The sequence below is a fragment of the Vibrio algarum genome (assembly GCF_028204155.1).
GTDB lineage: Bacteria > Pseudomonadota > Gammaproteobacteria > Enterobacterales > Vibrionaceae > Vibrio > Vibrio algarum.
The window spans coordinates 2,524,073-2,537,007 of sequence record NZ_JAQLOI010000001.1; the positions used below are offsets into that span (position 1 = coordinate 2,524,073).

Annotated in this window: 6 protein-coding genes; 1 reads left to right on the top strand and 5 read right to left on the bottom strand. The window is 44.7% G+C overall.

Annotated elements, in window-relative coordinates:
• Positions 1-80: 80 nt before the first annotated feature.
• From PGX00_RS11770 to glpA, 5 genes are all read right to left on the bottom strand, one after another.
• Positions 81-6,410, bottom strand: coding sequence for a hypothetical protein (locus tag PGX00_RS11770; protein WP_272136479.1), 6,330 nt, complete (start codon positions 6,408-6,410; stop codon positions 81-83).
• 540 nt (positions 6,411-6,950) lie between these two features.
• Positions 6,951-8,168, bottom strand: coding sequence for an anaerobic glycerol-3-phosphate dehydrogenase subunit GlpC (gene glpC, locus PGX00_RS11775; RefSeq protein ID WP_272136481.1), 1,218 nt, complete (start codon positions 8,166-8,168; stop codon positions 6,951-6,953).
• The gene (locus PGX00_RS11780) at positions 8,162-8,329 is read right to left on the bottom strand and encodes a hypothetical protein (RefSeq protein WP_323131694.1); all 168 of its coding nucleotides are present in this window, start codon (positions 8,327-8,329) and stop codon (positions 8,162-8,164) included. Before PGX00_RS11780 ends, glpC begins: the two co-directional genes overlap by 7 nt.
• Complete coding sequence (gene glpB, locus PGX00_RS11785) at positions 8,329-9,489, bottom strand: glycerol-3-phosphate dehydrogenase subunit GlpB (RefSeq protein ID WP_272136485.1); 1,161 nt, start codon at positions 9,487-9,489, stop codon at positions 8,329-8,331. The genes PGX00_RS11780 and glpB overlap by 1 nt, the downstream gene beginning before the upstream one ends.
• Positions 9,486-11,135, bottom strand: a complete 1,650-nt coding sequence (gene glpA / locus PGX00_RS11790; RefSeq protein ID WP_272136487.1) for an anaerobic glycerol-3-phosphate dehydrogenase subunit A — start codon at positions 11,133-11,135, stop codon at positions 9,486-9,488. The genes glpB and glpA overlap by 4 nt, the downstream gene beginning before the upstream one ends.
• Positions 11,136-11,451: 316 nt before the next feature.
• Between glpA and glpT the strand changes: the two genes are divergently transcribed.
• A complete protein-coding gene (glpT, locus tag PGX00_RS11795) occupies positions 11,452-12,831 on the top strand; it encodes a glycerol-3-phosphate transporter (protein WP_272136489.1) in 1,380 nt (459 codons plus the stop codon).
• The last annotated feature ends 104 nt before the right edge of the window (positions 12,832-12,935 follow it).

Below are 12,935 nucleotides of genomic sequence, written 5' to 3' on the forward strand. Positions count from 1 at the left end.
TTGAACCAAGCCCCCAAGTATTGGAGCTATTAATAAACCCATACCAGCTAACTTAAATTTAAGATCTCTACCTTTTATTTTCATTTGTTGTTACCACATTGTCCGTTTACTTCCTGTCCTGCCCATCGTTTAGCATCTGACCTCAATTCATTCTGAGAAGCTTCACTAAATAACGCTCCTGACACCACTCCAACACCAGTTTTTATTCCTCTGACAGGTACTTCATATTTATTTGGTAAAGCATCCACTAATTTTTCCTCAATATAATTCAGTGTTACTGCATGCGTAGTCCCAGCCATAAAACTCTTATTAAATGCTCCTCCATCAAACAAATCATTAACTACATCAAGTCCACCGGCTACCACAGAAGCCCCACCAGCTACTCCCCCAAAACCCAACAACCCTGCACCAACGGGATTCGTTGGACCGCCAGCCGCCAAGCCACCTGTTACCGCTATATTGGAGATGGTACTTAGATCATTTGAGATGCTCGATAACGTTATATCTTGTGTTGTATCTCTGTTGAATGGGTTGAGATACAACCCATACGGATCCACATACTTCAGCGGATTGCCTCGCACATAACCATAGGCCATCTGTTGGCTTGGGTCATTGAGTAACATTTGCGTATTAACACCCGTAAACTGCATTAACTCATGTTGCACTGCTTTGGGTAAATGAGTGTTGCGCAGGTTCCAGTTGTCTGGATGAACAAATCGACCGTTGTGGCCGTTGTACCAGCGGCTGTCCATTTGTACAAAGCCTGTGCTGTAGTCGGTGAACTTGCCGGTGTAGCGATACGGCATTAACTGGGCAAACTCGTAATTCGCTAATGGCTCCAGGTCGAAATAGTAGCTCATCACATCGTCGTATTTGCGATAGCTACGACCCAGTGCGCTGTACGCCAACCGCATGGCGCTGCGGCCCGTCTTATCCAACACATGCACGCTGCTGTCTAAGCGGTCGCTGTGAATGTACAGGTTGTCAATATCCGCAGCGAGCGTACCAACCGCAAAGGTTAACCGGTGGTGCTTATCGTATAGCCTTTGATGCAGTACCGAGCTATAAGGTTCATCTGTTTTTGGCAACAAGGTTAAGGTACGAAACGGGATAAACGCCTCGTCTTTTTCCTTGTTTTGGCCTTTTATCCACTGCGCGAATTCCTGACGACCGTCATAAGCAGTGTGTTGTTCAAAGGCTCCCCAGTTTTTACTGTGTGTCATACTACGTTTGGTCGACACTCGCCTGCCACGGCTGTCATAACCATAGCGCACTTTGGTATTGTCCCATTTATCAAAACCCGTTAACTGGCCTAACGCGTTAAACTGATAATCGAAGGTGTAACCGTAAAAATGTTCGTTGGTTTGGTTGCCATTGGCGTCGTGCTCAACCTCGTACCACAGGTAGTAGTTACCTCGATATCCAGTAAGTTGATTGGCTTTGTCGTACTCGTATTTATATTCCAGACCCTTGGCCTTTTTATAGACAAGGTTGCCGTTTTTATCCCAACGATAGTAGTTGTCATAGTGCAATGGGTAGTCAGCTTCGATAACCCGATTTAACTGGTCGTATTCAAAGTAGGCCCACTGGTCGTAATAGGCTTCTTTGGTTTTTCGATTCTCAGCCGTCAGATTACCCGCCGCATCATAGCGGTATTCAAACAGTTCAACGGTATTCCAGATATTTTCCCAGCGGTAGGTGTACCACTGCTGCTCTATTTTTATCGATTTAACCCTGCCTTCGCTGTCATAGCCTATCCAACGACGACTGTTATTGGGGTAGTCGATACGAACCAGTTGGTCTTTTTTGTCGTAACTGAGGGTAAAGATAAGGTCTTTTTCATCTTCACCTGAACGGGTTTTTCCCTTGCGTATAATCTTGGTGATACGGCCCTTGCTGTCGTGTTGATATTGCACCGTCTGGTTGTTACCCAGTTGGCTTTGTGTTCGACGCCCATTGTCATCAAAGGCATAGGTAAAGCGCTCATCAAGTGTTTTATTGTGGCTTTGAATTAGCTGGCTGTCGGCATCGTAGGTGTAGCTTTCTTTTAAGTACGGGTTTTCTATCTGCGCCAAACGACCCACGGCGTCATAACCCCAACGGTTGGTTTGCGTTTCACCTTGGTGCGCAAATTGCTCGGAAATTTTGCGGCCTAGGTTGTCATAACCGTAGGTAATGTCCGTACCCGATTCGGGTTGATATTGAGTGGTAAGTTGACCCAACTCATCATATTTATATTGCCATTGATGACCATTTTGATTGGTGTATTGAGTGAGACGAGCTCGTTCATCATAATCGAAAGTTTGTACGCCACCCATGGGCTCGGTCACCTGGGTTAACTGATCAGCATTATTCCATTGGTACTGTATGGTGGCATCTAGCGGTTGATTGACTTGAGTAAGGTTACCAAAAGCGTTGTATTGATATCCGGTTTGGTTTCCTAAAGCATCCGTGTATTGGCTTACCTGGTTTCTGTAATTGTAGGCCCACAGATCAGAAGCTGACTGGCTATTTTTGCGCTCAATTAACCGACCCGCCTCATCGTAATAGAACTGCGTTTTGTGATTTAGTGGGTCGGTCACGTGGCTTAACTCGCCAAACGCGGTGTAACCCTGCTCGGTTTTATTACCTAAAGGATCGGTTATTTCAGTGACTCGGCCAACGCTGTCATAGCTATAGCGAGTCACGCTCTTACTTGGGTCGGTTTGCGTGCTCACCCAGCCCAATGCATTGTGTTGCCACTGGGTGGTGTGCCCAAGGGAAGTAATGTGCGCGGTGCGATTGCCCATAACATCGTACTGGTAACGGGTTGCAGCATGGCACCCTGCATCTCCTGCTACCGGGTCGCAAAATTCAACCAATTGATTGTCGGCGTTATAGCGGTAACGCCATTCGGCATCGGCTCGGTCTATAAAACTGACGAGGTTATCGTTGGCGTCATATTCCCAACGTTCACTTAACTGATTAGGGTATGTTGCTTCTACCTTGCGACCTGCCTCGTCATACCGATAATGTACTTCGCTGTCGTCAGCATAGGTAATAGTGGTGATATTACCGGCCGCGTCGCGCTGATATTGCTTGCCGTAGCCTTCTTCATGCTGAGGCAAGCGCTCGTAAATTAAGCGACCTTCGCCATCGTACTGATAATAGGTATGTCGCGTTGAAGGTGAATCCTCGCTGGGCGATTGAGTTAACTGTGTTAACAGGCCCGCTTTGTTGTAATGGCGAGCGATTGTGCTGCCATCGGGGTTGGTTGTTTTGCTGAGCATCCCTTGCAAGTTATAGCTAAAGTGCCACGCCTGCGCAGCGCTATCTTGATAACCGACTAAACGGCCCATTAGGTCGTAGGTTTTTGTACTTAATCTTTTACTGCCTCGAAGGCCGATATTTAAGGTGTCTATTTGCGTTTCAACCACTTCTAGTCGATTGGCATACTGTGTGTATTGCCATGTCGTTTCTAAACCACTGGTTTCTGTACGGCTGATTATTCGGCCTATGGCGTCAAAGTCTTGAGTGAGCGTGGCTCCAGCTGAGGTGGTCTGTTTTATTAGCTCACCAAACGCGTTGTATTGATAGGTTACTTTTCCACCTAGGGCATTGGCGGTGGAGAGCGGTTTCCCGCGCCAGTCTAGTTGGTGGCTTTGTCGATACTCGGTATTGTTAGGCACCGATACCGCAATAACCTGACCGGAGGCATTGGGCGTTATGTAAACTAGGTTGCCATTGCCGTCGGTTCGCTCGGTGAGGTGACCCAGTACATTGCGCTCAAACGAGATGTCACTGTTACGGGTATTATCGGATACCTGAGACAAACGGCCAACGTTGTCGTAAAAATACGTTTTTGTATTGCCCAATAGGTCGATGTGCTGCTTTAACTGGCTGTTATTGTAATAGTCAAACTGGCTGCTATCGCCATGGCTGTTGATCTCCGAGAGTTTACGCCCGGCTTCATCGTAACTAAATTGCTTAACCACCTCGGTCCCTTTTATGGAAGAGTGGGTTAATCGGTTTCGCTCATCGTATTGATATTGCCATAGGATATCTCCGGGATGGCTCACCTCAATAAGGTTATTCTCTGCATCATATTGATAGCGATAATGGTACTCAATGGGCCCTTCAGCCAAATCTGGCGAAGGCATGACAACGTTCTTGCTCGCCACTTTGTTCATTGCGGTGTAGGTATAAAACGTTTCTACACCGGAAAAGTCTTGCTGATAGGAGAGTAAACCGTTCAGGTTATACTCATATAGGGCAACGCGATTAAGAGGATCGATTATCTTGGTGGGTTTGTCGAGTTGGCGACCGTCTTTAGCGGTATAGAAATATTGGGTAAGACGCCATTTGGAATCTGGCGTGTTTTCTGAGCCAATTTTTACCCAATTAACTCTCCCTACGGCGTCGTGACTTAAGCGCTGGATGGTTTCATCACCACTTGGTGTGTCGTTGTTATATTGTGTAATTTGCGTCGGGTAGCCGTTGGCGTCATATTCATAATCTGTGGTGTTGCCCGACTCGTCAATTCGAGACGTCATTAACTGGCCTTGCCACGTTTGAGTGATCACAGAACCGTCAGCTTGTTCAATGGCCTCGACTTTTCCCAACCCGTTATAGCGATACTCAGTGCTTGCCCCTGCTCCATCTATAACGGTGACCACTCGACCAAGGCCGTCTCGCATGAACTGCGTGCTGATGCCCTCGCCATCGGTTATCGAAAGTTTTTCACCTTTTGCGTTATAGCTATAACGGGTGATATCACCCACCTCGTTCTGCGCACTAAGCTGATTGCCTTTTGTGTCGTAAATGTAGTTAATTTCACTACCATCACTGCCGTAAACGACCGAGATAATCTTATTGTTTTCGTCATACTGGTAGCGTGTTTTTGAGCCATTGCGGTGGGTTATGACCGTTGCATCGTTTAAAAAATCATACTGATAACTAAATTGCTGACCTGCCGCATCGGTTTGCGTGACCACCACCGCTTTTCCATCTTGCTGTTGGTAGTCATACGACCAACTGTTTTTTTGCCCATCTGTTTTTGATGTAATCGCGAGCGGCTCACTGTCGTACCCATAAAGATAAGACTGCTTTTTGCCATCAAATTGCACCACGGACTGCAGTAGATTGGCTTGATAATGGTATCTAGTGGTTCGCCCTGCCCCATCCTTGACGCTAACAAGACGGTTTTCGGAATAATTTAAGGTTAATACGTGCCCTAACTCTGTGGTCATCGACACTGGTTTGTTTTGGCTGTTGTAACGAAGGGAAATGGATTGCCCCTGATGGTTTCTTGATTCAGTGAGTAACCCTTTGTTGTTGTAGCGATGCGTTTCACCATTGAGGGTGCGAATTTCCACCTCACCAGACGATAAATGGGTAAAATGATTACTGTGTCCCGCCGCTGCCGTGATACTGCCTTTGTTATCCTGAATAAACAGATAACGTCCGCCATTAGGAGCGATCCACTTCACCAAATTGGCCCCAATTTCGAACTCTTTGGAAAAGCTCGCGTCGACGGTGTAACGATTTAATGCCCGACGAGCGTCGGACTGTTGCTTGGTGCTGGCTAAAGTGGTCAATGTAGATTGCGCTTTTTGCACCTTAGGAAGGAGCTGTGCTTTATACGCCGTGAGTTTTGCAATACCGTCTTTTAGCGCCGCTTGTGCGTTCGATTGGTTATAGCCAATTCGGTCACTAAAGCCGTTTTCTAAATGATCAATGGCAATATCGAGTTCTTCAACGATGGCATGATAATCTGCAACCACGGTTTGGTGTTGGGAAATCTGTTTGCCAATATCAATGTCGGTGCCCCAAATAATGCGGCTATCAATGGACGCATGCCAACCTGCCCCTAAAGACCATGAAGACCCTTGGCTAATACGATGAACCCGATTAATGGGCAGTACGGAGTTTGTCCAATCGGTCACTTTGGTGACCTTGCAGCCAGAATAGAGTTCAACAGGCTTGCAAGTTTCGTCACCAGGCTTGGCATTAGCCGCATCCGTTTCTTGGATTTTTATATTCTTGGCGAGGGCCTCTTTGGTGGCTTGCTCAGCGGTGGTTTCTTTTCCAATTGCTCGATTTACCGCGCTTTTTATACTCTCGAACGCCCTTTCAAAAAAACTTTTCGATTCGGCAGCGATGTTGTCGCCATCCAGTTCTGAGGGAGAGGGTCCGGTATTGCCCCCATCACCACCATTATTATCGCCACCATTATTATCGCCGGGATCTGGGCTTCCACCGCCACCACCTCCGCAGCGAGCTGTTCGACATGGGGTATAGCGCGATTCGCCAGAGGTTAACGCTTTACTTTCTGGCGAGGAAATCGCGTCTTCTTGCGCGACAATGGGTGCTGAAAAACTTAACGCTACCGCCAATGTCGATACAATGATCAACCAAATTCGACAGGACATAATGACACCAATATAGGAAGGGACAGAGCGCCAACATATCAGTGAAATAAATGGTTAAGTATTAGCCAGATTGAATATCGAGATTCATGCTAAGTTATTAATATCGTACAATATTCTGTTTACATGTTTTCTTGAAGCAATGATCTTAGACTTAGCTTAATGAAGGGAGTTTTGGTGTCTTTTATACAATAGAAGCGCATATAACGCTTTGGTCATCACTTGTACTGAGATGACGTTTTTATTATCTCCTGATCTAATGAACCAGCAACACGTGCCAATGCTGTTTGGTTAGTAGCCAAACCTTTCGCCTTTCTCGTGACAACGGGAGCTTGGGTGGACTAGATCTCCACTTTCGTGGAGATGACGTTAGTTTCGTGGAGATGACGCTGGGTTCATGGAGATGACGCAGCGTTCGTGGAGATGACGCTGGGTTCATGGGGGTGTCAGTTTTCGTGAGCACGACAGGTCTATTCACCTTAGCCGGACATCATGAGGCAGCAAGTGCCGGCTTTTGGTCAATGTCAAATCATTAAAAAGAGGTCAAAAATCGATGATAGCTTCGGCTATCAAAGAAACCGGATGAATGCATTCTAAGTCAGTATTTTCCTCTATTTGCCACTTACATGTTTCACAATCTGTTATCGCTAAGTCGGCATTGCTTGATGCAATTTGCTTAAAAAGCCCGCTACCTATCGTCATTGATGCTTCGTAATTTTCTTCTTTAAATCCATAGGTGCCGGCAGAGCCACAACACTCACTATTAAGAACCGTCAGCTCTAAACCGGGAATTGCCTTTAACAATTCGATGGTGAACATCGTATTACCACTGCGTTCAAGATGACACGGAGTGTGGTAAACAATCTTCTTATTTACAGGTTTCATTTTTGGCGCATTGCCGTTCATGAACTCTTTTAGAAGAAAACGGGTAATAAATTGTATACGGTCTACCACCCTATCATTGTTAACCCCAAGAACATGAGGGTACTCGTTTTGCAATGTAAATGCGCAAGTTGATGAGGTAGAAACAATGTCTCTTTGAAAGGTTTCTACCGAATTCTCTAGCTGTTTAACGTTAAACTGCGCGTTTTTCTGCGCTTTTTTATGAAATCCATTGGCAATTAAGGGAACACCGCAACACTTTTCGTTATCAAGTAAGTGCACTCCTATTCCCATCGCATTTAAAACTGTGATCAAATCTTTACCTAGTTGCGGATGATTATAGTTAACGTAACAACCATGAAAAAAACTAACACCGCGTTCAAATGATGATTGATCAGGGCACTGTTTTTTATACCAACGACGGAAGGTACCGTGAGAGTATTTAGGTAGCGATTTATGATCGTGTACGCCAACTGTTTTGCGCATCACTTTTTTAACTAAAACGTTGCTTGTCGCGGCGTTAACAATGGGTGCAACCGGTGTTGCAATAGAGCCAAATAAATCCGTATGGCTTAAAACAAAATCCCTAACTGTTTTCGGACTTGCCGAAAGCTTGCCATATTTTCCTCTTGCTACGGCAATAATGTCGCCAATTCGAACATTCGACGGACAAGCGGTTTCGCAGCGCTTACAGTTGGTACAGTATTTTAAAACGTCATCAAAGTATTGAGGATCTTTAATGCGCAATCTTTCTCCGTCTGGCCCCGCTTGCTTGGGCCCTGGAAAATCGGGATTTGCCTTTGCTACAGGGCAATACACGGTACATACTGTGCACTTAATACATTGGTCAAAGCTGGTATCACTGGCTACATTTAACATTCTGTTGTCTCCAACTTCGCTTTCGTTATTTCTTGAATTATTTGATTGGAGACAGCGTGCGCCGTCGATATGGCCACCCCTCCACCAGAACCTTCTAAGATAGGGTTGTAATGCGCCAGAATGGATCCACAGCTATACAGATTTGTCACTGTCTCACCCATCAGTAGAGATTGAAAACGATCATTTGTTTCAACGCCAAAAGAGAGGAATGGATGAGAGTTTGGTGAGAAAAAGCCTCACTGTGCCAGTCAGATCTTGCGCCAGTGGTACATACGTCTAGTCCAAATACAGGCTCTATTATTCGGTTGTGTTCTGCTCGTAAGCCATTGCTGAAAAAACTACCACTAGCCAAAATAAAAGCATTGGCAGTTAGGGTGTAATCTCGTAAATTTTTAGTCCATATTTTTTCAAGAATGACGCCTTTCTCTGAAGAAGAAAATTGACCACTAGTCACCTTGTCACCCTTCAACTGCACCCCACCCAACCTTATAAATTCACTCTCTAGTGCTTCTTCAATACGAATCCCCATTAAAGATGGGGGCATAGTAGGTACTTCATGAAATCGTAAGCCAGTGTATTCTTTTAGTTTCTGCAAAAATACCACGCCGTCAGTAGTACCAAATATGGATGGCACAATAACCAAATCTCGCGATGATGCACCCGCCATAATTTGGTTGGCGAAATGGTTGAATGCTGCCTCGCTACTTAGAATTTTGGCAAAGTCTGTGGATCTAAAATTGTTAATCGAAGAGGTTGAACCACTATTCTCTAACATTGAGATAGGTAAACTAACAATAGGAGTATTCTTGAATAACGGCGTTGCTACAAGGTTATCCGCCACCATTTTAGTTTGAAAATCTCGATACTGTTCTATGGCAAGCAATACAACACGATCAAATCGATTTTGAGCGTAGTTGAAACCAATTTGCTCAACAAATTGCTGAGATAAAAAAGTACTTTTCAGCGTGCCTAAGGTTGTAACTCGTTGGTGGTTCTCGTTGTTTTCTTTTTGCTTAAGTAATACTCCTGCTCGATTCATCATCTCTGTGAACCAATCAACCGCTTTGGAAATCTTTTCTTGGCCTAATTTCGCATAAGGATGTTCTGGGTACTCTGTGGAAAAATTAGCTATTGCAGGGTAAGGGAATCGTACAGGGGTACCTGAAGGCGTGGAAGAGAGCAAATCTACCGAACCAGATGAAAAGTGTAGAGCACTTCTACCGTTATTAACTAACGCCGTTTTTAAACCTTTTTCTAAGCAATGAATGGCCGAAGTGTATCCGGCCATTCCTCCACCAATAACGATGACATCATAATTCATTGAGGCTCTCCTGATTCGACTGAATGATTGGCCGGATTTAAGTCTGAAGCACCTAATAACCCTTCGTAGATCCAATAGCTGAATTCAGCTTCTCTTAACGCATCTCCCCACAATATTGGTTTTGTCCCCTTCCAGCGCTCCTCCATAAAGTCGACCAACAGATGGCTGCTTTCTACACCGCTCACTCCGCCAAATTCATTGAACAGCCCAGCGGCTCGGTAAGTGCATAGTTCGCCCTGACATGGCCCCATCCCTAATCGAGTACGGCGACGTAAATCCTCTATATTTTTACAGTCCAATTGTTTAATCGCGTATTCGACTTCACCTGCCGTTACCATTTCACACTCGCAGATCACCGCTTGGCTCTTCGTGTCTGGCCTTAAGAAGTCGTGCGCTCTTTCACCATGACGATAAATGGCTGATTCATAGACTGGTTTCGCAATACTTGCACTGCGCTTTTTAGGTTTTGGGTCAATATTAGAACCGGGAAGAGGCCGACTGCTTGTCATGCATGGCTTAGTGTTACCGAGCTTTTTAGCCACGACATCAGTGGCTTGTTCTGCCATCAATCGGTAGGTCATTAGCTTGCCACCCGTGATGGTGGTAAAACCATTAAGCCCATCTTTTTCTGCATGGTCTAACAACACAATACCACGGCTAATATTTCGTCCAGACTCATCACCATCAAGTGAAACGAGAGGCCGAACACCAGCATAAGCTCTCAGTACCCGCGTGTTTTTCATTATAGGCGCGAGCTTAGTACCTTCTACTAATAGTGTGTCTATTTCATCTGGTCTAATCGTGAGGTTATCTATCTGATCATAATCAATACGTTCCGATGTTGTACCGATAAGAGAGATAGTGTCTCCTGGTACTAAAATGTCGGCATCTGAAGGTTTTCGGCAACGATTAATGACTAAATTATTAATTCGATAATCTAGGATAAGTAACGAGCCTTTAGCTGGGAACATTTTGATGCCTAAATCGGCATACTCGCAGATATTTTGCCCCCATATACCCGCCGCGTTAATGACTTCTTTTGCGTACACCTCATAAGCTATCTGCTTTTGCATGTTGTAACATCGCACACCAACAACTTTATCACGATGAATAATCAAAGAAGTGACCGTTGTATGAGTAAATAGACGAGCCCCATGTTCTTTGGCGTCCAATACATTTGAAGCGCACAACCTGAAAGGATCTAAAGTGCCATCAGGAACTTTCACTGCCCCCAACATCTTTGGGTTTGCATTTGGCTCTAGTTGCAGTGCTTTTTTAGTGCTCAGCTGTTCCGTCTCTATCCCAGCTTCGCTGCAAGCGCTCATAAATGTTTGCTGAAAATCAAAATCATCTTCGGGAAGCGTAATAAAAAGTCCACTTGTGTCTTCCACACAATGGCGAGCAATTGACTTAAGAATTTTGTTTTCCTGAATACACTCCTGAGCAGAGTGAGGATCAGTCACTGCATAGCGTGCACCAGAATGCAGGAGACCGTGATTTCTGCCTGTTGTACCTGAAGCGATGTCACCCTTTTCTAATAAAATGCAGTTTATTCCGCGTAATGCGCAATCTCGCATGATGCCCGTACCGGTAGCACCACCACCAATAATAACGACTTCGGTTTCAAACCGAGTATATGAATTCATAACGCGCTCAATTTTGGTTAACAATAGTTCAAAACGAACATTTTGCCTTTCGTTTATATTCTAGTAAAAGAAGAACGAACATTGCAACTAAATTTTCTGTCATATTTTTGTAACGATTTTTATATTATTTTATATTTATACTTTAGTCATTAACACCACCCTTATAGCCACAAAGCAGTCATTAATTATTTTAATGCGCGAATTAAATAAACTGAATCTACCTCTCAATTTTTATTTTTTACTTAGTCATAATTTGCTCGTTCGAACATTTTACGCTCGTTTCAATCCAATAACTCTAAAACATAGGTAAATAATAATGTTTGGTATATTTAAGCCCAAAGCTCATATAGAGCGACTACCTGACGGTCAGATTGATTCCGCTTATAAACGCTATAGATGGCAGCTGTTTATGGGTATTTTCTTCGGTTACGCTGGGTACTACCTTGTACGTAAAAACTTTAGCTTAGCAATGCCGTTTCTTATTGAACAAGGTTTCACTCGTGGGCAATTAGGTGTGGCACTATCTGCTGTATCCATTGCTTACGGACTGTCCAAATTCTTAATGGGCAGTGTTTCAGACCGTTCCAACCCCAGATATTTTCTAAGCTTCGGCCTGCTCATGTCCGCAGCGGTCATGTTCTGCTTTGGTTTCATGCCTTGGGCCACAGGCAGTGTTACTGCAATGTTTGTACTTCTATTCTTGAATGGTTGGTTCCAAGGTATGGGGTGGCCAGCTTGCGGCAGAACCATGGTGCACTGGTGGTCTCGTAAAGAACGTGGTGGCTTAGTTTCCGTATGGAATGTAGCGCACAATATCGGGGGTGGTTTAATTGGTCCTATGTTCATCTTAGGCTTATGGCTGTTTAACGATGATTGGCACACCGCTTTTTATGTTCCTGCTTTCTTTGCCTCATTAGTTGCTGTCTTTATTTGGTTTACATTACGAGATACCCCTCAATCTTGTGGTCTGCCTGCGATTGAAGAGTTTAAAAATGACTACCCAGATAACTACGATGAATCCAATGAACAAGAGATGACGGCAAAAGAAATTTTCTTTAAGTATGTCTTCAATAACAAATTACTTTGGTCAATCGCAATAGCTAACGCCTTTGTTTACATGATTCGCTACGGAGTACTCGATTGGGCGCCAACATACCTTTCAGAAGCAAAAGCATTTAGTGTTGATAAATCTTCATGGGCTTACTTCCTATATGAGTGGGCTGGTATTCCAGGGACTCTACTATGTGGTTGGATCTCAGACAAATGGTTTAAAGGACGCAGAGCTCCAGCGGGTATTCTATTCATGGTACTCGTTACCATCGCGGTATTTGTTTACTGGTTCAACCCAGCAGGCAACCCTGGTATTGATATGGCAGCGCTTGTTGCGATTGGATTCCTAATCTATGGTCCGGTTATGTTGATAGGCCTTTACGCTCTAGAACTTGCTCCTAAAAAAGCGGCAGGTACAGCAGCAGGTCTAACTGGATTGTTCGGTTACCTTGGTGGTGCTGTCGCGGCAAATGCGGTTCTTGGTTACACCGTTGACCACTTCGGCTGGGATGGCGGGTTCACCTTGCTGACGGCGTCTTGTGGTATATCTATTCTTTGCCTTGCCTACGCCTACTTTGGTGAGAAGAAGTTCCATAAAGAAAAAGACGAAAAAGAAAGATTACAAGCGGCTGAAGCGTCAGCTTAAGTTTTAGACGTAATCCGACAGACGTTAAGGTACTGCTAATTTAGCCTTGATACCCATTCCTACGCTAGAGTGTGGGAATGAGGGTAAGATAAAAAATGCCACAA